The following is a 20,640-nucleotide window of genomic DNA, read 5'->3' on the forward strand; positions in this document are numbered from 1 at the left end:
CGCCCGGTTCGACCGAACCGGGCCCTCCGCACGTCCGCCGTCCTCGCTCACAGGACTGACAGGACTGACACGGCTTACACGGCTTACAGGTCGAGGCCCGTCAGGACCATGACCTTCTCGACGGTGTAGTCGTCCATCGCGTACTTGACGCCCTCGCGGCCGACGCCCGAGTCCTTGACGCCGCCGTACGGCATCTGGTCGGCACGGTAGGACGGCGCGTCGCCGATGATGACACCGCCGACCTCCAGCTCCCGGTGGGCGCGGAAGGCGGTCTGCAGGTCGTGCGTGAAGACGCCCGCCTGCAGGCCGAACGGCGAGTCGTTGACGGCGGCGAACGCCTCGTCGGTGCCGTCCACCCGGTGCAGCGACATGACCGGGCCGAACACCTCGGCCTCGGCCAGGATCGCGTCGCCCGGCAGGTCCGCCAGCACGGTCGGGGCGTAGGTCGCGCCCTCGCGCGTCCCGCCGGTCAGCACCTTGGCGCCCTTGGCGACCGCGTCGTCCACCCAGGACTCCACGCGCTTCGCGGCGTTCTCGTCCACCAGCGGGCCGACGTCCGTCGCGTCCTCGTTCGGGTCGCCGGTGACCTGGGCCCGCACCTTGGCGACGACCTTCTCCACCAGCGCGTCGTACACCGACGCGTCGGCGATCACCCGCTGCACCGAGATGCAGGACTGGCCGCCCTGGTAGTTGGCGAACGTCGCGATCCGGGTCGCCGCCCAGTCCAGGTCGGCGTCCGAGGACCAGTCGGCGAGCACCACGGCCGCGGCGTTGCCGCCCAGCTCCAGGGTGCAGTGCTTGCGCGGCACCGAGTCCATGATCTGGTAGCCGACCTTGTCCGACCCGGTGAAGGAGATCACCGGCAGGCGCCCGTCCTGCACCAGCGCGGGCATGCGGTCGTTGGGCACCGTCAGGATGCTCCACGAACCGGCCGGCAGGTCGGTCTCGGCCAGGATCTCGCCCAGCACCATCGCCGACAGCGGGGTCGCCGGGGCCGGCTTCAGGATGATCGGGGCGCCGACCGCGATCGCCGGGGCGACCTTGTGGGCGACCAGGTTCAGCGGGAAGTTGAACGGGGCGATGCCGAGCACCACGCCGCGCGGGAAGCGGCGCACCAGCGCGAAGCGGCCCACGCCGCCCGGGTCGGTGTCCAGCCGCATCGTCTCGCCGTTGGTGCGGCGGGCCTCCTCGGCGGCCCAGCGGAAGACGGAGACGGCGCGGCCGACCTCGCCGCGGGCCCACTTGATCGGCTTGCCGTTCTCCGCGGTGATCAGCCGGGCGATCTCCTCGGTGCGCTCGGCCAGCCGCTTGGCCACGTGGTCCAGCGCGGCGGCGCGCACGTGCGCCGGGGTGGCGGCGAACACCGGCAGGGCCGCGACGGCGGCGTCCAGCGCCTCGTCGACCTGGGCCTCGGTCGGGACGCTCACCCGGCCGACCAGACGGCCGTCCCAGCTGTTGCGCACCTCGAAGTCGGCGTCACCGCTCGCCCGGCGGCCGGCGAGCCAGAAATCGTACGTGGTGGTCACCGTGGTACCGGCCCTCTCCTCGTCGTCGTCGGACCCACGAACATGAGCCCGAACCCGAGGGTAGGTGGGCGGACGCGACAACCGGATTGGCCGCCGAGGAGCGTTCGGCCCGGGGGGCACTCCATCCCGTCCAGACGTTCGACGCGGGCCCGGCGCCGCCGCCTCTTCGCCCGCTACTCCTCGCCCGCCGCCTCGTCGCCCGCCGCCTCTTCGCCCGTCACTCCTCGCCGGAGCGCAGCGCCAGCCACAGCTCCATGCGGACGTCCGTGTCGTCCAGCGAACGCCCGAGCAGCTCCTCGACCCGGCGCATCCGGTACCGCAGGGTGTGCCGGTGCACGCCCAGGTCGGCCGCCGCCGCGTCCCACTGCCCGTGCCGGGACAGCCACGCCCGCAGCGAGGCCACCAGGTCACCGCGGGCCGTCCGGTCGTGGTCGCGCAGCGGCCGCAGCAGCCCCTCCGCGAACGCCGTCACCGCGTCCTCGCCCAGCAGCGGCAGCAGCGACCCCGCACCGACCTCCTCGTGGTCCACCGAGCGCCGGCCACCGCGCAGCGCCACCGCCAGCGCCCGCTCGGCCTGCGCGTGCGCCGTACCCGCCTCCTCCAGCACGGCCGGCGCCGAGACGCCCAGCGACAGGCCCTCGTGCTCCTCGACGACACCCAGGCAGGCCCGGTGCACCGCGCCGTTGTCCAGCGCCAGCACCATCAGCCGCGGCCCGTGCGTCCCGTCCTCCCGCGCGACCAGCAGCTTCTCGCCCACCCGGGACCCCGCCTGCTCCGCCCGGTCCCCCAGCTCGACCAGTGCGTCCGCGGCGTCCGCGTTCGGCCCGGCCCCGGCCACCAGGACCCGTATCGTCCCCTCCGGCAGCCCGCCGAACAGCCCCACCGCCACCTGCCGGGCCGTCGCCACCTCGCCCGCCAGCACCATCCGCAGCAGCGCCGCGCCCATCCGCTCCTCCGCCTGCCGCAGCTCGCGCGAGCGCTCCAGGGTGAGGGTCAGCAGCGCCACCGCCGCGTTCAGCACGTACCGCTCGGTCGGCGTGATCCGGTCCTCGGTCCCGACCGCCAGGAAGCCCCGGGCCCGCCGGTCCGCCCCCAGCGACTGGACCACCACGTAGTCCTCGTCCGCCGTGTCTATCCCCGGCGACCGCCCCTGCAGCGCCGCACTCGACGGCGCCGGACGCCGCCGCAGCCGGTCCACCTCCGCCGCCAGCCGCCCCGCCCGGCGCGCCGCCCAGTCCGGCGCCACCACCGACAGCGCGCCCGACCCGTCGTACAGCGCCGCCCAGCCCCCCAGCCGCGCCGCCAGCCGACGCACCACGGCCGTCGTCCCGTCCTTGCCGAGCGCGGCCCGGGTCAGCTCCTCCTGCGCCTCGAAGCTCGTCGTCACCGCCTCGTACTGCTCCGCGGCCAGCGCCGCCGACACCACCTTGCTGATCGCGATGAACGGCGTCGGCTCCGGCACCCGCAACAACGGCAGCCCGCGCTGCGCCGCCGCCTCCACCAGCGGCTGCGGCACCTCCGTGTGCGACAGCCCCACCCCCAGCCCGAGCCCCACCACCCCGGCATCGGCCAGCCGGTGCACGTACGCCTGCAACTGCGCGGCCGTGCGGCCCAGCTTGATCCCGGTGGTGAGCAGCAGCTCGCCACCCTCCAGGAAGGGCGTCGGGTCGTCCAGCTCACTGGTGTGCACCCAGCGGACCGGCCGCTCCAGGTGGTCCGCACCGGCGAGGACCGTCAGGTGGAGCGAACTGTTGCGGACGACGGAGGCGAGTGTGGGAGGCATGGCACCTTCGGGGGAACGACCCGACCGCGCCGTTGCGGCCGGGCGAGGAGAGGGCAGTGGATCTGGTGAGGGGCTCTCCCCTTCATTATGGACGCTCCGGACAACCGGCACTGCCGAATCCACCTCGGAGGCGACTTCTGCCGCCCGTCCGCCCTCGGTCCCGGCTCACCCCCGGCTCATCCCCGCCTCACCCTCGGAGATCGACCAGGAGCGGCGGAACCTGCTCCCCCGACACCGCCGTCAACGACACCACTGCGTGCCCCGCCGGCAACGCGTGCGCCAGATCCGACGGCGACCACCGCAACCGCTCCACATCCCGCGTCGTCACCGACTCCGTCTGCGCCGTCGTCCCCGACAACGCCTTCCGCCCCAACCGCCCGGCCCGCCGCACCACCCCACCGGAGGTGTCGGGGGTGTGCGTCACCGCCGTCTCCTGCACCAGGTGCGTCCCCCAGGCCTCCGAGAACAACCGGCCGTCCCAGGGCGCGATCCCCGGGAACGCCATGCGGCAACCGACCGCGCCGAACAGCGGCGCGCGCAGGGCCTCCGGCAGGTCCACCAGCGTCCGCAGCATCAGCACCGCACCCGCGTTCGCCCCCCGCATCCGCTGCACCCCGCGCACGGTCGCCGCGTCCAGCGCCGCCGAGGCGTCGTCCACGACGAGACCTGCGAACAGCGAACGGTCCTCCCGCGCGCCTGCCGCCTGCACGAACTGGCCCACCACCAGCCGGGACAGCATCCGGGCCGCCTCCGGGTGGCTCCGCTCGGGCAGCTTCACCCGCACCCGGAGCGGGTGGTCGAGCACCCGCATCGCGAACGGCGGGCGACCGGTGCCGTCCGTCGCGAAGGCGCCCTCGAAGGCCGGCCGGTCCAGCAGCGCCAGCCGGTCCGCCAGCAGCGCCCCGGGATCGTCCGCCCGGCCGCGCTGGCGCTCCCGGTGCTCCAGGTCCCGCTCGTACGCGGCCAGCCGGCCCGCCACGCCGAGCGCCTTCACCAGCGCCGCCAGGGCATCCGGCTCGCCGCCCAGAAGCGCCCGCAGCTCGCGGACCCCCGGGTACCGGCGGTGCGCGGCGTGGAACGGACCCACCACCTGCTGGAGCGCCGTCCGGGCGCTCTCGGCGCGGGCCGTCAGCTCGTCCGGCAGCAGCGCCTCGGCCAGCCGGGCCGCCGCCTCGTCCGGATCCTGCGCGGCGCCGTACAGGTCGAGGCCGTAGACGGACGACGGGTCACCGGGCGCGATCACCACGTCGTACCAGCCGTCCGGCCCCAGGTCCGCGTCCGCCGCCCCGATCACCACCGCGCACGCCGTCCCGGCGAGCGCCTGCAGGCACAGCGCCTCCGCCACCGGGCGGGCCAGCCGCGCGGTCTTCCCGGTCCCGGCCGGACCCACCGCCAGCAACGAGGTGCCGAGCACCGCCGGATCCAGCGCGAACCCCGCCGCACGATGCGACAGCGGGTTCTTCGGAACGTCCTGCGTGACGCCCAGGCACACCTGACGGAGCAGCAGGTCGTGCCGCTCGGCGCGGCCGGGCAGCTCGCGCACCTCCGACGGATGGGCGAACGCCGCGGCACCGCGGGCGCCCACCTGCTCCACGAACGCCGGGACGAACACCGGATCGGCCTGCGCCGACTCCCACGCCTGCTGAATGCGCACGTAATCGACGTCGCCGACCGCCTCGCCCGCCAGACGCCCCGCCGCCGCAGCCGCCCCGCCCTCCCGCAGCCCGGCCCACGGATCCACCCGCCGCGCAGCCTCCACGGCGACCCGGTTCTCCTCGGCCCGCTCCTCCTGCGTCACCGTCCGCGACAGCAACGGCGCCGCGTACCGCCGCCACACCTCGGGCCAACGGCCCATCCGGCCGAAGACCTTGATGACGGCAGCTGCCACCAGAACGTTGACGGACACCCCGACTACGGTCACTGCCGTTTCGGTGGGGTGCTCCACCCACACGGTCATGGCAATCAGGCGAAGCACCAGTTGGGTGCCGTAAAGAAAAGCAAGCCACCCCACCACCACGTTGAGCCCCGCCCGCAGCAGCAGTGGCCAGGCCGCCACGGTCGCCGCCTCCGCCCGTTCCGGGTCGATCCGGCGGTAGCCCAGCCGGTAGATGCCCGGTTCGGCGGACGGGCGCGGGGCGGAGGCCCAGGTGGGGAGGTCGAAGGCGGGGGTGGCGGCGGGACGGCTGCCGGGGCGCTGGTGGGGCATGGGGGGTGGGGGTGTGGTGGTGCGGTCGCCGTGGTGGTGTGCCCCGTCCTGTGCCATGTGTACGGCCCCGCTCCCTCGCCCGCCCGGCCCGACCGCCGTCGGTGCCGCCATACCCATGCCGCCGTACCGGCGACACGCCCGCGCTCAATGTAGTGGAGCGGGGCCTGCGGGTAGTCGTGCCACCCGCGCTGGCCGTGCCGGACAAGTCGGACGGCGCAGTGCTACCGAGTGGCGCATGCCCGGTCCCCGGGGGCGGCCGTAGCCTGCGAAGCACCGAGCCTAGAAGTCTGGAGAACCCCATGAGCGCCGCAACGCCGCTCCCGCAGGAGCGCCGCCTGGTCACCGCGATCCCCGGTCCGAAGTCGCAGGAGCTGCAGGCCCGCAAGCTGGGCGCGGTGGCCGCGGGTGTCGGCACGACCCTGCCGGTGTACGTGTCCCGCGCCAACGGCGGCGTGCTGGAGGACGTGGACGGCAACTCGCTGATCGACTTCGGTTCCGGCATCGCCGTGACCAACGTCGGCAACAGCGCCGAGGCCGTGGTGGCGAAGGCGAGCGAGCAGCTGGCCGCGTTCACGCACACCTGTTTCATGGTGACCCCGTACGAGGGCTACGTGGCGGTCGCCGAGCAGCTGAACGAGCTGACCCCGGGCGACCACGACAAGCGCACCGCGCTGTTCAACTCGGGCGCCGAGGCGGTCGAGAACGCGGTGAAGATCGCCCGCGCCTACACCAAGCGCACCGCCGTCGTGGTGTTCGACCACGGCTACCACGGCCGCACCAACCTCACCATGGGCCTGACGGCGAAGAACATGCCGTACAAGCAGGGCTTCGGCCCGTTCGCCCCGGAGATCTACCGCGTGCCGGTGGCCTACCCGTACCGCTGGCTGACCGGCGCGGAGAACTGCGCCGCCGAGGCCGCCGCGCAGGCGATCGACGTGATCAACAAGCAGATCGGCGCGGAGAACGTCGCCGCGATCATCATCGAGCCGATCCAGGGCGAGGGCGGCTTCATCGAGCCGGCCAAGGGCTTCCTGCCGGCGATCGTGGAGTACGCGAAGGCGAACGGCATCGTGTTCGTCGCCGACGAGATCCAGACCGGCTTCTGCCGCACCGGCCAGTGGTTCGCGTGCGAGGACGAGGGCGTCGTCCCGGACCTGATCACCACCGCGAAGGGCATCGCCGGCGGTCTGCCGCTGGCCGCGGTGACCGGTCGCGCCGAGATCATGGACGCCGCGCACGCGGGTGGCCTGGGCGGCACCTACGGCGGCAACCCGGTGGCCTGCGCCGCCGCGCTGGGCGCCATCGAGACCATGAAGGAGCAGGACCTCAACGGCAAGGCGCAGCGGATCGGCGAGGTCATGCTGGGCCGCCTGCGGGCGATGCAGGAGAAGTACGACATCATCGGCGAGGTCCGCGGCCGCGGCGCCATGGTCGCCATCGAGCTGGTGAAGGCCGGCGGCAAGGAGCCGAACGCCGAGGCCACCGCGGCGATCGCCAAGGCCTGCCACGCCGAGGGCCTGGTGGTGCTGACCGCCGGCACCTACGGCAACGTGCTGCGCTTCCTGCCGCCGCTGGTCATCCCGGAGCACCTCCTGAACGAGGGCCTGGACATCCTGGAGGGCGCGTTCGCCGGCGTCTGACGCGGTGAGCGCCCCACCGGGCGACGTACCCCCGCCGGAGGGTTGTCCGGACAGCGCTGAACGGCCCGCGGGGACCTGTACCAGGTCTCCGCGGGCCGTTCGGTTTCCGCATGGCGGCGCCCCGGATGAGGCTTCCTCATGGAGAAGCGCGGACCGGTCGTTCACAGGGTCGAAGGGTTGCCCGGTGGGCGGTGAAGATGATGTGCGGAATCACTGAAGGCGCTCGGCGTGGAAGGACCGTTGACGTAGTGTCATCGCAGATGGACAGCGAGCCCCAGCCATTGGCGGAGCCGTCCGCGGAGCCGCCGTTCGAGGCGGGTCCGCACCCGGACGACCGCGAGGACAACCAGGCCGCCCCGCACGGGACGGCGCATACCGAAGGCCGATCGACCGACCGTCCGACCCACACCCCCCGGGGCGCACGGAACGGCGATCATCCAAGCCGCCCCGGAGCTCTCCCCCCTGCTCCGGGGCGGCTGTTCGGCGTCCTGGGCCGGGCGGCGGCCTCACCGCTGGTGCCGCTCGTCGCGGTGGTCCTGCTGGTGCTGGTGTCGTGGCAGGTGGCGGCGGACGGGCCGGTGCTCGGGCTGGACCGGTGGGTCGAGCACGGTGTCGCGACGGCCCACCACGCCCTGGACAGCCCGTTCCTGAACCGCGTCGGCCACGGCCTGGCGGACCTGGGCAGCACCGTGCCCGCGATCCCGGCCCTGTTGACCGGGGGCGGGCTCGCCGCATGGCGCTCGCGCCGGGCGGGGAAGGACCGCTGGTGGCTGCCGCTGCCGGTGGCGGCGCTCACGGCGGGGCTGATCCCGCTGCTGGTGGTCCCGGCCAAGGCCGCGTTCGCCCGGCCGGGTCCGCTCGGCGGTCCGCTGCTGCCGGGCCAGTGGGGCTGGTACCCGTCGGGGCACACCGCCACGGCGACGCTGTCGTACGGGGTCGCGGTGCTGCTGCTCGCCCGGACGACCGGGGTGCGCGTCGCGCGCGGGCTGCGGGCGGCGGCGGTGCTGCTGGCGGCCGGGGTCGGCGCGGGGCTGGTGTGGAGCGGCTTCCACTGGGCGCTGGACGTGCTGGCCAGCTGGTGCCTGGCCGTCCTGGTGCTGTGGGCGCTCGCCCGTCGGCTGCCCCGGCCCGGGCCGGCGGATCCGGCCTAGACGTCCTTCGGGTCCTCGTCGTTGCGGTGGACGAGGCCGGCCTCGCCGTTGTCGCGGTGCCACTCGACGACGAGTTCGTCGCGCGCACCGAACCGGACGAGGTGGCGGCCGACGACGTCCTCCAGGCCGGGGAGGTTCTCGCGCTCGCCCTCGACGACGAGCAGCAGGGCGTCCGGCTGCGCCTCCAGGGTGGCGGTGCCGGCGCCGAAGGTCAGGGTGCCGCGGCCGGTCTCCTCGGAGAAGGCGGCCTCGATCTTGCGGCCCATGTGGGCGGCGAGCTGCTTGGCGTAGCGGGCGGGGCGGTCGGTGGCGACGCGGGCTTCGGAGCGGGGCACGGGCCCTCCAGGTTCAGAGGAGGGCACTTAGGGCACCCTCACTTACGGCTACGCTAACCCAGATACTGAGTTTGGCTCAACATATTTCCGGGAGGGTCGTCCGCACGCGCCCGGAACGCCCGTCCGCCGCCGGTCGCGGGCCGCGGACCGGCCGATACGCTTGGGCGGACGCCTGCCGAGGAGACCGCCCATGACCACCACGCCGACCGACGACCCGGCGCACTCCTCCCCCACTCCCCCGACGGGACCGGCAGGCCCGGCAGGCCCGGCGGACACCGCCGCCGAGCTGGCGGACGCGATGACCCGGGCGATCAAACGGATCCGGCGCCGCACCAGCGAGCGGCTGGAGCCCTACGGCATCACCCCCGGCCAGGCCCGGGCGCTGCGCACGCTCGCGCACGCGCCCGGCTGCGAGGTGCCGGACCGCGCGATGCGGCTGAGCGACCTCGCCGACCGGCTGCACATCGCCCCGCGCTCGGCCACCACGGTGGTGGACGCCCTGGAGGAGGCCGGCCTGGTCGAGCGCAGCCCGGACCCGGCCGACCGGCGGGCCGTGCGGATCCTGCTGACCGAGGCGGGCCGCGCCGCGGTCGAGCGGATCGGGCTGGTCCGGCACGAGGTGGCGCAGGAGTACTTCGGCGAGGTCAGCCCGGCCGACCAGGACGCGGTGCTGCGCGTGCTGCGCGCCGCCGAGACGCGGTACGCGGGCCGCTGACACGCCCCCGGACACCGCCTAGTTGGCGAAGCCGATCACCAGCCACATGAAGCCCACCCCGGCGAGCGTGCAGAGCAGGGTGTTGCGGGACGGGTGCGGGCTGTGGGCCTCCGGGAGGATGTCGGAGGTCGCCAGGTAGAGCAGGAAGCCGGAGAAGAAGCCCAGGTAGAGGCCGAGCAGGTGCTCGGGGATGGTGAAGGCGAGCGTGATCGCGGCGCCCGAGACCGGGGCGATCGCGTCCGCCGCGAGCAGGGTCAGCGCGCGGCGCCGGTTGTTCCCGTAGAGCCGGGTGATCGTGTACGTGTTGAAGCCGTCGGCGAAGTCGTGCGCGACGACGGCGATGGCGACGACCGTGCCGACCGTGGTGCCGGCCTGGAAGGCGGCGCCGATCGCGAAGCCGTCCATCACGCTGTGCCCGACGAGGGCCAGGGCGGCGCTCAGGCCGATGCCCTGGCGCCCGGACGGCTGGGGGTCCCCGTGCGCGTGGTGGTGGCCGTGGGTGTGCTCGGCGTACTCGCCCTCGTGGCCGCGGTGGATGGCGACCGCGCGCTCGACCACGTGGATGGCGAGGAAGCCGCCGGCGAACATCAGCAATGCCTGCGGCACGCCGTGCACCTCGCCGGGGGCCTGGCGCAGGGCCTCGGGCAGCAGGTCGAAGACGACGACGCCGAGCATCAGTCCGGCCGCGAAGCCGAGTACCAGGTGGCGCCGGTCACCGGTGCGCTGGGCGACGAAGCCGCCGATCAGCGTCATCAGGAACGCGCCGGCGGCGACGAGGACGGCGGTCACCGGGCGGCCTCCACCCGTGCCGGTTCGTCAAGTGGTCTGCGGGCCGCTCTGCCCATCCGTCTCCCCCAGGGTTGCGCCCGACATCGGGTCGACCGCCGACCGTACCGGACGGGCGAGCGGCGGCTCTCGCCCGGGGTGCCCGGCCCGGCCGGGGCTCGTTCCCCAGCCTCGGGCCGGGGGTGGCGGCACGCCCGCCGGAGGGGCCGTCGGGGTGAGCCCGCGGGGACGAACGGGCTGGTGGGGGGTGGAGGGGCGGGCCCGGGGCCGGTCAGCGACCGGTGGCGAGCGGCAGCCCGAGGTGGGTCATCGCGAGTTCGCGGACGCCGTCGCCGTCGACCAGGTGGATGTGACGGTGGCTCTCCTCGGCGGTCAGGTCGAGGGCCTCGTCGGTGAAGCGGCCGGTGGTCAGCCGCAGGCCGCGCTCGGCGGACTCCTCGCCGACGGCCTCGGCGAGCGTGCGGATCTCCTCCGCCGCGACCTCCGCGGCGCCACGGGAGGCCCAGACGACCCAGCGGCCCGGCAGCGCGCTGCCGGGGGCGCCCTCGCCGGTCGCGACCAGCCCGGCCGGGCCGCGCAGCCGCACGCTCCACTCGGCCAGGCCGCCGCGGGTGAGCAGGTCGCGGACCAGCTGGGCGAACTCGTTGGCGGACAGGTCGGGCGCGGCCGGCACGGTGGCACCGGCCAGCGCGGCGGGCTCGACGCCCGCCCTCGCGTAGGGGTCCGGGGTGACGGCGGCGCCGAGCTGGCGCAGCCGCACCAGCGCCTCGTCCTGCTCGGCGTCGGCGTAGACGCCCTCGCCGTCGCGCTCCTCGTAGGGGGCGGCGGCCGGGAGCAGCCTGGTGCGGGCCAGCGCGTCGCGGTCGGCGTCCACGCTGACCAGGCAGAGCGGTCCGGCGCCGCCGGGCTCGCGCAGCCAGCCGTTGAGGACGACGCCCTCGAGTATCTCCTCGGTGTCGACGGCGTCGGCCGCCTGGAGGGCGCGCAGGGCGAGCCGGGCGACCAGCCGCAGGTAGTCGGTGGCCCGGTCGGCCGGCGGGCGCGGGACCGGGTGGATGTCGCCGTCGGGGGCGAGCCGGTAACCGGTCAGGGAGGGGACCAGGTCGAGCGGCGGCAGGTCGAGGTCCAGCACCGCGGTGCGGGTGAGCGGTCGGAAGACCGCCCGGCAGGGGGCGGGCAGGTCCTGGGTGGCGGTCTCGGCGGCGGCGAGGGCCCGCTCCAGCAGCGACTCCACCGCGGCGGGCTCGGCCAGCCGGTAGGCCCGGCGGCACTCCTCCAGGCTCTCGTTGTACTCGCGCACCGCGCGGGCCCGGGCCGCCTCGGCCTCCTCGTGGACCCGCCGGGACTCGTCGGCGGCCGGGTCGCCGGCCTCGGCCCGGCGGGTGCGCCACTGCCGCAGGGCGCGCTGGTGGGTCAGCCGGGCCTGGGCCAGCTCGCGCTGGTAGCCGGAGTCGAGCAGGCGGCGGGTCGGCGCGGCGTCGGGGTCGGCGGTGGGCGGTTCGGCGGGGGCGAAGTCCTCCCAGCGGGGCTCGGGTTCGGTGGCGTCCGGGCCGGCGGCCGGGTAGGGGCGGGGCTCGTAGTGGCGCAGCTGGCTCTCGAAGTCCATGGCCGAGACGGGCAGCGCGGCCCGCCGGAGCAGGTCGGCCAGGCGGTCGTGCTCGGCCTGGACGGTGAGGGTGCGGTGGTGGGTGAGGGCGGCGGCGCGGCCGTGGGCGGCGACCGACTCCTCGTCGGCGGACGGGCCGTCACCGGGAGTCTGCCGGCCGCCGGTGGTGCCGGTGCTGCTGCCGGCGGGGCCGGTCGCGCCGTCGCCGTCGGCGGGCCCGGCCGGTTCCCCGGGCGCGGTCGGGTCGGAGCCCGGGTCCACGCCGAGGTCGCGGAAGACCGAGGCGAGGAAACCCGGCTGGGGGAACCGGGTGGTGGCGGCGCCTTCGGACTGGCCGTCTGCTGAGTACTGCATCGGTCGTCGTTCCCCCATGCTCGTCGGCGCCTGCGCGGGGCGACCGGCGACCCCGCGGCCCGCCCCTGCGGACATTGTCCACCGAACGGGCGCGGGTGGTCAGCCAAGCCTCTCAGTTGGTCCGGGTGTTGGTCAGGTGGAGGCCGATGTAGCCGACATAGATCCGGCCACTGCCCGAGCAGTCGTCGAGGTAGTGCAGCCGGGGTGCGGTGCGCCCGCCGCCGATCCGCAGGTGCGCGCCCATGAACGCGCGCCGGGAGGCGTCGACGCACTCCGGCACCGGCAGCATCCGCTCGCGCTTCCACTTGGTGTGGCTGTGCACCGTCCGGGACTCGCCGCGGACCGCCTTGCGGGGCGGGAAGCGGTGGCAGCCGTCCGGTGTGTGCTCGCACCACTGCTTGAAGTCGCCGCCGGCCTCGCCGCGGACGGCCGCCTCGGCGTACTCCTGGAGGGCCGTCAGCCCGTCCCAGGCGAGGCGGGCCCAGCCGGCACCGGCGCACTGGAGCTCGTCCAGGGCGAGCGCGGACTTCTGGTCCCCGGTGAAGGTGAGCAGCGGGAACTCGCCCAGCCGGGACAGGAGTTCGGTGAAGGTGTCCGGGTTGTCGTCCGGCCCCGCGACCGGATCCGGCAGGGCCGCGGTGCGCGGGACCCCGGGCGCGCCGACGAACGGGCCTGCGAGCGCGCCGACGACCGGGCCGACGACCGGAGCGGTGGACGGAGCGCAGAGGCGGCCGGGTGCGGCGTGCGCCCGGCCCGGCCGGGTGCGGCGCGCGCGACGCAGCGTGCGCCGCACGCGCTCCAACTCGTCCGCCCTGGCCTGCTGTTCGGCGCGATCCTGCTGCTCCTCGCGGGCGAGCGCGGCCAGCTCGGCGCGGGCGGCGGCCGGATCGGCGCAGGACGCGGCGTCCGGGCGGGGCTGCGACGGGAGGATCCGCAGCACCGGGACGGCCGCGAGCACGGGCGGCAGCGGCAGTTCGGCGGCGAGCCGGCGCGGCTCCCGGGCGAGCAGGCCGGCGGCGCGGCGGACGTCCTGCTCTATTCGGCCCCGGGCGAGCACCGGGTGCCGGGCGCCGTCGTACCGGGAGGCCGGGTCGACCTCGGGCAGGTAGGTGCGGACGGCGCCGCCGTAGACGGTGTGGTACTCCAGCGCGACGTTGAACCCGGTGCGCGCCCCCGGATCCAGGACGTAGGCCGTGGCGAGGCCGGGCAGCTGCTGGCAGAGCGGACGGACGACGGACTCCGTCCACCCGTCGACCGGGACGTTGACCGGGACGCTGGCGACGACCGTGGGCAGCCGGCGCTCCGGGTCGCACAGCTCGTCGATCAGGTCGTCGACCTCGGCGGCGGTGATCACCCGGGGCGCGAGCTGGACGGCGGCCGGACCGTCGGTGGCGTCCAGCAGCGGCAGCAGGCTGCGGGCGAGCTCGGGCACCGGCACCCGGCACGGCGTCCGCAGGCCGCTGCCGGTGGTGTGCGTCTCGGCCTCCAGCCGGACCCAGGTCGGGCCCGCGGCGGCCGTCGCGATGGTCAGGGTGAGCTGCTGCGTCCCGTGGGGGGCCGGGGTGCGCAGGCGGCGGCGCGAGTAGTGGCCGGTGGCGGGGCCGCCGCGCAGCGGGCCGTGGTCGCGGTCGAGCAGGACGCGGTCGCCCAGGCGGAGGCGCTCGACCTGCGGGCCCGCGGGGCTATCCGCGGTGGAGGGGCCCGTGACGGGGGGGTCCACGGCGTACGGGCTCGCTTCGAGCGGGCTCGCTGCGGGCGGGGGGTCCTCGCAGCCTTCCCGCTTCAGCCAGTCGGCCAGCTGCTGGTCGGCCAGCGAGACGGCGTCGGCGTGCGGGAGCGTCGTGGTGACGGTCATCCGGTAGGGCGTCGCGGGGCCCCTGGGGCCGGGTAGGTCGGCTCGGGCGGGCGACGGGGAGCGATCCGAGGTCATGCGCATACCTCCGTGGTGCGGTGGTGGGGTCTGGTGTCCTCCATCGATGGTTTTCGTCCGGTTCGGCCGGATCCTTGCCCAGGAAACGCCATGGCCCGGAGCGGAAGTTCCAACTCCGGGCCACGTGAATACGTTCGAGTGAATCTGTTCAAGGCAAGACCGGCGTGGCGCGTCCCCATGGGCTACGTTGGCCGACTGCGCCCGTGCGTGGCGGCGGAAGGCCTCGGGGCGTCGCGGGAGGCCGCAGGGGGCGGCAGCGGGGCGGGGGCGGCAGCGGGCGCAGCGCCGCAGGGGCTAGACCGGCACCTCGACGTACGTGCGGCCGGCCGCGACCGCCACCGCGGTACCGCCGGTCGCCTCGGCCAGCCAGGTGTGGAAGGCCCGCACCTCCGGCTCCGGCACGCCGACCTCGATCCGCACCCCCGCCGCCTCGTAGGCGAGGTCGCTCACGGTGTACCCGGCCGCCCGCAGGTCGTTCTCCACCCGCCCGGCCCGCACGTGGTCCGCCGTCACGGCCAGCAGTGCCACCGGCCGCCGCTCCAGCAGCCCGACCGCGTCCACCGCCTCCGACACCGCGCTCCCGTACGCCCGGACGAGCCCGCCCGCGCCGAGCTTGATCCCCCCGAAGTACCTGGTCACCACGGCCACCGTGTCGGTCAGCCCGCGGCGGCGCAGCACCTCCAGCATCGGCACGCCGGCCGTGCCGCCCGGCTCGCCGTCGTCACTGGAGCGCTCGCGGCGCTGCTCGTCGCCGACCACGAAGGCGGTGCAGTTGTGCCGCGCGTCCCAGTACTGCTTGCGGACGCCCGCGATGTACGCCTGCGCCTGCTCCTCGTCGGTGACCCGGGCGAGGTGGCAGATGAACCGGGACTTCTTGATCTCGATCTCGTGGCTGCCGGCCTGCCGGATGGTGAGGTACGGCCTGGGGGTCGGCTCCGGCGTGGCGGACATGGCGCGGTGGTTCTCCCGGAAGACGGCGAAGGCTGGCGGCGCACGCCCCCGGCGTGCGGGGCGGCACCGCCAGCCTAGTTGGCCGCGGGGGTCGGACGGGCGGCGGTCAGCGGCCGGCGAGGGCGTCCAGCTGAGCGCGGTCCAGGCCGGTCAGGGCGGTGACCTCGGCCGGGTCGACCGCACCGCAGTCCAGGCCGCGCAGCACGTAGCCGCTGAGCGCGCGGGCGGTGGCCGGCTCGTCCATCACGTCGCCGCCCGCCTTCGCGACGTAGGCGGCGAGCCGGGCGGAGGCGGCCTCCAGGCCCTCCCGGTAGAAGGCGTACACGGCGGCGTACCGGGTCGGCAGGTGCGCCGGGTGCATGTCCCAGCCCTGGTAGTACGCGCGGGCCAGCGAGCGGCGGACGAGGCCGTGGTGGAGCTTCCAGGCGGCGTGGACCTGCTCGGTGGAGCCGGTCGGGATGACGTTGGTCGAGCCGTCGGAGAGCCGGACCCCGGTGCCGGCCGCGGCCACCTGCATGACGGCCTTGGCGTGGTCGGCCACCGGGTGGTCCATGCTCTGGTAGGCCGCGCTGACGCCGCAGGAGGCGCTGTAGTCGAACGTGCCGTAGTGCAGGCCGGTGGCGCGGCCCTCGGCGGCCTCGATCATCAGGGCGACGGTGGCCCGGCCGTCCGGGCCGAGGATCGCCTGGGTGGTCTCGATCTGGATCTCGAAGCCGATCCGGCCGGCCGGCAGCCCGGCGCGCCGCTCGAAGTCCTCCAGCAGCCGCACCAGCGCGGTCACCTGCGCGGCGTAGGTCACCTTCGGCAGGGTGAGGACCAGGCCGTCCGGGAGCCCGCCCCCGGCGAGCAGGGTGGCCAGGAACAGCTCCAGGGTGCGGATGCCGCGCGCGCGGACCGGCGCCTCCATGCACTTGATCCGGATGCCGATGTACGGCGGGGCGCTGCCGTCCGCCACGGCGGCCGCGACGAGTTCGGCGGCGCGGACGGCGGCGGCGTCCTCCTCGGCGTCCGGGCGGGGGCCGTAGCCGTCCTCGAAGTCGATCCGCAGGTCCTCGATCGGCTCGCGCTCCAGCTTGGCGCGGACGCGGGCGTGCACGTCGGCGAGCAGAGCGTCGTCGGCGACGCCGAGGGCGCGGGCGAGCTCGGCCGGGGTGCCGGCGTGGGTGTCGAACGCTTCGAGGGCCTGGCGGCCCCACGAGCGGACGGTGTCGGCGGCGAAGGCGTCGGCCGGGACGTAGACGGTGTGCACCGGCTGCCTGGTCCCGGAGTCGCCCGGGTAGCGGCGCGCCAGGTCGGCGTCGACCGGGGCCAGCAACGCCTCCACGGCGTCGAGGGCGGCAGCGGAGAAGGAGGCCCCGCTCGTCGACCCGTTACCGTCGACCTCGACCTGCGACATCCGTACTCCTCCGTGCCGAACCAGCGCTTCAACAGATTGTTGAGGCGAAGGTAACTCCGGCCGGGTCGGGCGTCAATGGTCGACCGAGCGGTGGACGCGGGGTCGCGGCGGTGTCCGGCCGCGGATCACCCGGTCAGTCCCTCCCGGCGGCGGCGTAGCGGTCGCGCAGCTGCGGGTAGAGCTCGGCGACGTCCTTGGGGTGCACCGAGCCGTCCGGGCGGTTGCCGGTCAGGCCGTACTCCCTGGTCAGCCAGTCGGCGAGGCGCTGCGGGTCGGGGTGGTGCTCGAAGGTGTCGATGTACGAGACCAGCGCCTCGAAGGCCAGCTCCGGGTCGAGTCGCGCCGGAGCGGGACGCGGGCCTGCGGCCTCGACGGGGGCCCGCTCCTCGGCGCGCACGGCGGGCTCGGCCTGGACGAGTTCGGCCTGGACGAGTTCGGCCAGTACGGGCTCGGCTTGTACGGGCTCCTGGGCGGGTGCGGGGTCCTGCCCCTGCTGCACCGGGTGCTGGGTCCCGGCCTGGGCCTGGGGCTTCGGCGCGGCCCCGGGCACCGACTCCTCGTCCAGCGGGCGCGGGGGCTTGAACCACGGGGAGGCCTGGCCGGGCACGCGGCTGCCCGGGCTGGCGTCGGCCTGGTGGCCGCCAGTGGTGCGGACCGGCCGTGCCGTCCACACGTTGAGCTCCTCGCGCAGCGCCTGCGGGGCCGCCTCCTCCGTGCCCGCCGGCTCCTGGGCCGCGCGCAGACGGACGGCGGCCAGCTTGGCGAGCATCGGCGCGGCCACCTCGGCCGACATCGGCGGGACGGCCGCCGGGACCTCCTGCGGCTGAGCTTGGGGCTGCGGCTGAGCCTCGGGACCGGGCTGTTGAATCTGCTGGACCTGCTGAACCTGCTGGGCCTGCTGAGACGGATGCGGCTGGGCCTGGCGCTGCTGGGGCTGCTGCGGCTGGGGCTGGGGCCGCAGGGGAACCTCCGGACCGGCCGGGGCGATGGCCGCGGCGGCGCGCTGCTCCTGCGGCTGGAGCTCCAGGGCCTCCTTCGCCTCGCGCTCGCGGGCCTCGTCGTCCAGCCGGTCGAGCAGCGACGGGTCCAGCGGCACGCCGTACTTGGCGAGCTTCAGCGGCAGGAGCGCCTGGATCGGAGCCGACCGGCGCCAGCCGCGCCCGTACCGGAAGCGCAGCTGCGCCCGGTAGACCAGCCGGTTCTGCTCCAGCCGGACGACCTCGTCGTACGAGCGCAGCTCCCACAGCTTCATCCGCCGCCAGAGCCGGAAGGTCGGCACCGGGGAGAGCAGCCAGCGCATCATCCGCACCGACTCCATGTGCCGGTCCGCGGTGATCGCCGCGATCCGGCCCACCGCGTGCCGGGAGGCCTCGACGACCACGACGAACAGCACCGGGATGACGGCGTGCATCCCCATGCCGAGCGGATCGCCCCACGAGGCGGCGGCGTTGAAGGCGATGGTCGCGACGGTCAGCACCCAGGCGGTCTGCCGCAGCAGCGGGAAGGGTATCCGCAGCCAGGTCAGGACCAGGTCGAGCGCCAGGAGGACGACGATGCCGGCGTCGACGCCGATCGGGAAGGCGTAGGAGAAGGCACCGAAGCCCTTCTCGGAGGCCAGTTCCCGCACCGCGTTGTACGACCCCGCGAAGCCGATGCCCGAGATGATGCAGGCCCCGGCCGCGACGATGCCGAGCAGGCCCCGGTGGGCCTTGGTGAGCGTTGGGCGTGCCATGACGTCTATCAACCCCTGGATTTCGGCTGCTGCCGTGCGCTGCCTCGCTGCCGGTTCCCGCTGGTCGGGGGACGCCGGACGGCTGACCTACCTCCGCGGGCTCGGCCCACCGGAGTTTACTCGTACGCGCGTTTCAGCGTTTCCACAGGCCGGAGCGTCACAGGGGAGGGCGCGCCCGGACCGCCCCGGGACCGGGCGGAGCGTCAGGCCGTCCGCCCGGCGGTGCCGTTGAGGTAGGCCAGGACCGCGAGGACGCGGCGGTTGGCGTCCTCGTCCGGGGCGAGTTCGAGCTTGGTGAAGATGTTGGCGATGTGCTTGGCCACCGCGCCGTCGCTCACCGTCAGCCGGGCGGCGATGGCCGAGTTCGAGCAGCCCTCCGCCATCAGCTCCAGCACCTCGCGCTCGCGCGGCGACAGCCGCAGCAGCGGCCCCGGACGACGGGCCGTGGTCTGCATCAGCTTCGCGATGACGTCCGGGTCCATCGCCGTGCCGCCGGCCGCCACCCGGCGGACCGCGTCGATGAACTGGTCGGCGTTGAAGACCCGGTCCTTCAGGAGGTACCCGATCCCGCCCGTGCCGTCGGCCAACAGCTCCCTCGCGTACAGCTGCTGGACGTGCTGCGACAGCACCAGGACCGGGAGCCCCGTGATCTCCCGGCGGGCCTGGAGCGCCGCCTGCAAGCCCTCGTCCGTCAGCGTCGGAGGCAGCCGGACGTCGACCACGGCCACGTCCGGCCGGTGCGTCAGCAACGCCTCCAGGAGCTCGGGCCCGGTCTCGACGGCGGCGGCGATGGTGAAGCCGTGCGCTTCCAGCAGCCGGATCAGGCCTTCGCGAAGGAGGTAGAGGTCCTCGGCGAGGACAACTCGCACGGCAGCTCCAAGGTGATGGTGGTCGGACCGCCGGACGTACTGTCGATGGCGAGGACACCGTCGAAGGTACCCAATCGACGTTCGATGCCGCGCAGGCCCGTCCCCTTCGCCGGCTCCGCCACGCCGACCCCGTCGTCCGTCACCGTGACCCGCAGCGAGCCGGCCCGGTAGAGGATGTCCACCCAGACCTGCTCCGCGTGCGAGTGCTTGGCCGCGTTGGCCAGCAGCTCGCAGATGCTGAAGTAGGCGGCGGCCTCCACCGGGGCGGGCAGCCGGTCCGGCACGCTCACGCACACCTCCGTCGGCAGCGCGCTGTCCAACGCCAACGCCCGGACGGCGTCGCCCAGTCCGCGCTCGGCGAGGACCGGCGGGTGGATGCCGCGGACGAGGTCCCGGAGCTCCTGCAGCGCCCGGGCCGAGGACTGCCGTGCCTCCGACAGCAGCTCGCGGGCGGCCGTCGGGTCCGTGTCCATCAGGTGCTCGATGGTGCCGAGCGTCATCCCGATCGCGACCAGCCGCGCCTGCGCGCCGTCGTGCAGATCCCGCTCGATCCGCCGCAGCTCGGCCGCCTGGTCGCCGACCGCGTCCGCCCGGGTCTCGGTCAACTCGGCCACCCGCTTGGTCAGCTGGGCGTGCGTGGCCCGGCCGTCCTGGTCCAGCACCCGCCGCGCCAGCTCGGCGTGGAGACGCACCGCGAACGGCGCCAGCAGCACCGCGAGCGCCACCATGCCCAGCCCGAGCCCGAAGTTCAGCACCAGCGACAGCTGGACCGGACGCACCAACCCGATGCCCTCGTAGGACCTCGGACCCGAGATCACATAGGCCGTACTGAAGAGAATGAGACCGGCCAGCGGACCCGCCAGGGCCAGTACCGCCAGCGGATTCACCACCAGCCAGGCCATCTCGCCGCGGGTGGTCCGGTCCCGGAAGCCCCAGTGCAGCAGCTGCGCGTACTTCGCGACCGTCCGGGAGCGGTGGTACGAGTAGCCCGTCCACCAGTGCCCGCGCTCGTCCGGCTCCAGCACCGGCATCGGCTCGTAGACGGCCGGCAGACGTATGCCGTGCCAGCGCTCCAGCTGCCTGCGCGTGCGGTTCGCCGTGGGGCGGACGAAGAGCGCGGCCACCGTACCGCCGGCGAGGGCCGCGGCCACCAGGGCGAACAGCGCAACCGGGTAGTAGTACGCCATCACCTGGGCCGTCACGACGCCGGCCAGCACGGCCGCCAGCACGGGCAGGGCGAACCCCGGCACCGCCCCCAGCACCAGGAGGCCCAGCCGAGCCAGCCCTTGGCCACCCGACTCCAGGGCCGCCTGCGCCTGAACGCGCACACCCGCGCCGCTCGTTCGACTCGTTGTTGTCACGGAAGCTCCTGATGCCGGTCTCAATCGTCCAGCATCAGTGTTCACGAAGCGGACGCCACCGACACTGGCCATGACACCCCAATTCCGGGGTGGACCTAGCACCACCTGCAGGCGGATGCACCACGAGGGGATCCCCGGGACCGACCGGAAACGCGAGCGGACATGCGAAAAGCCCCTGATCCGAATGGATCAGGGGCTTCTCTTGAATGATTGTTCGGCGGCGTCCTACTCTCCCACAGGGTCCCCCCTGCAGTACCATCGGCGCTGTGAGGCTTAGCTTCCGGGTTCGGAATGTAACC

Annotated in this window: 15 protein-coding genes and 1 rRNA gene; 3 read left to right on the forward strand and 13 right to left on the reverse strand. The window is 74.7% G+C overall.

What is annotated here, in order from left to right; genetic code table 11:
- Nucleotides 1-83: 83 nt before the first annotated feature.
- The 3 genes from ACFXDE_RS41375 to ACFXDE_RS41385 all read right to left on the reverse strand — a co-directional run bounded on the left by ACFXDE_RS41375 (nucleotide 84) and on the right by ACFXDE_RS41385 (nucleotide 5,515).
- Nucleotides 84-1,526: an aldehyde dehydrogenase family protein gene (locus ACFXDE_RS41375; protein ID WP_380445451.1), complete on the reverse strand. Its 1,443-nt coding sequence runs from the start codon at nucleotides 1,524-1,526 to the stop codon at nucleotides 84-86.
- A 217-nt stretch (nucleotides 1,527-1,743) separates the two neighbouring features.
- Complete coding sequence (locus tag ACFXDE_RS41380) at nucleotides 1,744-3,309, reverse strand: PucR family transcriptional regulator (protein WP_380499381.1); 1,566 nt, start codon at nucleotides 3,307-3,309, stop codon at nucleotides 1,744-1,746.
- A gap of 187 nt (nucleotides 3,310-3,496) precedes the next feature.
- On the reverse strand, nucleotides 3,497-5,515 hold the full coding sequence (locus tag ACFXDE_RS41385) for an ATP-binding protein (RefSeq protein ID WP_380499382.1): 2,019 nt from the start codon (nucleotides 5,513-5,515) through the stop codon (nucleotides 3,497-3,499).
- A 299-nt stretch (nucleotides 5,516-5,814) separates the two neighbouring features.
- Here ACFXDE_RS41385 and gabT point away from each other — a divergent pair, with 299 nt between their 5' ends.
- Nucleotides 5,815-7,155 (forward strand): 4-aminobutyrate--2-oxoglutarate transaminase, encoded by a 1,341-nt coding sequence (gene gabT / locus ACFXDE_RS41390; protein ID WP_380445448.1) that lies wholly within the window; start codon nucleotides 5,815-5,817, stop codon nucleotides 7,153-7,155.
- 260 nt (nucleotides 7,156-7,415) lie between these two features.
- Nucleotides 7,416-8,306 (forward strand): phosphatase PAP2 family protein, encoded by an 891-nt coding sequence (locus ACFXDE_RS41395; protein WP_380499383.1) that lies wholly within the window; start codon nucleotides 7,416-7,418, stop codon nucleotides 8,304-8,306.
- On the opposite strand, the gene ACFXDE_RS41400 is transcribed toward ACFXDE_RS41395, so the two are convergent.
- Nucleotides 8,303-8,641, reverse strand: a complete 339-nt coding sequence (locus ACFXDE_RS41400; RefSeq protein WP_380445446.1) for a DUF2218 domain-containing protein — start codon at nucleotides 8,639-8,641, stop codon at nucleotides 8,303-8,305. The two genes, ACFXDE_RS41395 and ACFXDE_RS41400, sit on opposite strands and share 4 nt — an antisense overlap.
- Nucleotides 8,642-8,831: 190 nt before the next feature.
- Here ACFXDE_RS41400 and ACFXDE_RS41405 point away from each other — a divergent pair, with 190 nt between their 5' ends.
- Nucleotides 8,832-9,356 (forward strand): MarR family winged helix-turn-helix transcriptional regulator, encoded by a 525-nt coding sequence (locus ACFXDE_RS41405; protein WP_380499384.1) that lies wholly within the window; start codon nucleotides 8,832-8,834, stop codon nucleotides 9,354-9,356.
- Nucleotides 9,357-9,374: 18 nt separating this feature from the next.
- Here the strand turns inward: ACFXDE_RS41405 and ACFXDE_RS41410 are convergent, their stop codons facing one another.
- From ACFXDE_RS41410 to rrf, 9 genes are all read right to left on the reverse strand, one after another.
- On the reverse strand, nucleotides 9,375-10,109 hold the full coding sequence (locus ACFXDE_RS41410; RefSeq protein ID WP_380445466.1) for a ZIP family metal transporter: 735 nt from the start codon (nucleotides 10,107-10,109) through the stop codon (nucleotides 9,375-9,377).
- A 304-nt stretch (nucleotides 10,110-10,413) separates the two neighbouring features.
- Nucleotides 10,414-12,102 carry a restriction endonuclease gene (locus ACFXDE_RS41415; protein WP_380499385.1) on the reverse strand — a complete coding sequence of 563 codons (1,689 nt, stop codon included), beginning with the start codon at nucleotides 12,100-12,102 and terminating at the stop codon, nucleotides 10,414-10,416.
- A 112-nt stretch (nucleotides 12,103-12,214) separates the two neighbouring features.
- Nucleotides 12,215-13,957 carry a hypothetical protein gene (locus ACFXDE_RS41420; RefSeq protein WP_380499386.1) on the reverse strand — a complete coding sequence of 581 codons (1,743 nt, stop codon included), beginning with the start codon at nucleotides 13,955-13,957 and terminating at the stop codon, nucleotides 12,215-12,217.
- A 369-nt stretch (nucleotides 13,958-14,326) separates the two neighbouring features.
- Nucleotides 14,327-14,983: a YigZ family protein gene (locus ACFXDE_RS41425; RefSeq protein WP_380499387.1), complete on the reverse strand. Its 657-nt coding sequence runs from the start codon at nucleotides 14,981-14,983 to the stop codon at nucleotides 14,327-14,329.
- A 106-nt stretch (nucleotides 14,984-15,089) separates the two neighbouring features.
- On the reverse strand, nucleotides 15,090-16,379 hold the full coding sequence (locus tag ACFXDE_RS41430; RefSeq protein WP_380499388.1) for a DUF6986 family protein: 1,290 nt from the start codon (nucleotides 16,377-16,379) through the stop codon (nucleotides 15,090-15,092).
- 133 nt (nucleotides 16,380-16,512) lie between these two features.
- Entirely contained in the window at nucleotides 16,513-18,111 is a 1,599-nt protein-coding gene (locus ACFXDE_RS41435; RefSeq protein WP_380499389.1) for a DUF2637 domain-containing protein, read from the reverse strand.
- A 203-nt stretch (nucleotides 18,112-18,314) separates the two neighbouring features.
- Complete coding sequence (locus ACFXDE_RS41440; protein ID WP_380445439.1) at nucleotides 18,315-18,980, reverse strand: LuxR C-terminal-related transcriptional regulator; 666 nt, start codon at nucleotides 18,978-18,980, stop codon at nucleotides 18,315-18,317.
- The gene (locus ACFXDE_RS41445; protein WP_380499390.1) at nucleotides 18,932-20,308 is read right to left on the reverse strand and encodes a sensor histidine kinase; all 1,377 of its coding nucleotides are present in this window, start codon (nucleotides 20,306-20,308) and stop codon (nucleotides 18,932-18,934) included. The genes ACFXDE_RS41440 and ACFXDE_RS41445 overlap by 49 nt, the downstream gene beginning before the upstream one ends.
- Before the next feature lie 245 nt (nucleotides 20,309-20,553).
- Nucleotides 20,554-20,640: ribosomal RNA gene (gene rrf / locus ACFXDE_RS41450) — 5S ribosomal RNA — on the reverse strand; the annotation flags it as partial.

Source organism: Kitasatospora sp. NPDC059408, assembly GCF_042751525.1.
Classification (GTDB): Bacteria; Actinomycetota; Actinomycetes; order Streptomycetales; family Streptomycetaceae; genus Kitasatospora.

Bases quoted from the DNA above. Each gene is read 5' to 3' on its own strand.
- ACFXDE_RS41380 (WP_380499381.1), bottom strand. From the start codon at position 3,309: ATGCCTCCCACACTCGCCTCCGTCGTCCGCAACAGTTCGCTCCACCTG.
- ACFXDE_RS41385 (WP_380499382.1), bottom strand. From the start codon at position 5,515: ATGCCCCACCAGCGCCCCGGCAGCCGTCCCGCCGCCACCCCCGCCTTC.
- gabT (WP_380445448.1), top strand. From the start codon at position 5,815: ATGAGCGCCGCAACGCCGCTCCCGCAGGAGCGCCGCCTGGTCACCGCG.
- ACFXDE_RS41395 (WP_380499383.1), top strand. From the start codon at position 7,416: ATGGACAGCGAGCCCCAGCCATTGGCGGAGCCGTCCGCGGAGCCGCCG.
- ACFXDE_RS41405 (WP_380499384.1), top strand. From the start codon at position 8,832: ATGACCACCACGCCGACCGACGACCCGGCGCACTCCTCCCCCACTCCC.
- ACFXDE_RS41410 (WP_380445466.1), bottom strand. From the start codon at position 10,109: ATGACGCTGATCGGCGGCTTCGTCGCCCAGCGCACCGGTGACCGGCGC.
- ACFXDE_RS41415 (WP_380499385.1), bottom strand. From the start codon at position 12,102: ATGCAGTACTCAGCAGACGGCCAGTCCGAAGGCGCCGCCACCACCCGG.
- ACFXDE_RS41420 (WP_380499386.1), bottom strand. From the start codon at position 13,957: ATGACCGTCACCACGACGCTCCCGCACGCCGACGCCGTCTCGCTGGCC.
- ACFXDE_RS41425 (WP_380499387.1), bottom strand. From the start codon at position 14,983: ATGTCCGCCACGCCGGAGCCGACCCCCAGGCCGTACCTCACCATCCGG.
- ACFXDE_RS41430 (WP_380499388.1), bottom strand. From the start codon at position 16,379: ATGTCGCAGGTCGAGGTCGACGGTAACGGGTCGACGAGCGGGGCCTCC.
- ACFXDE_RS41435 (WP_380499389.1), bottom strand. From the start codon at position 18,111: ATGGCACGCCCAACGCTCACCAAGGCCCACCGGGGCCTGCTCGGCATC.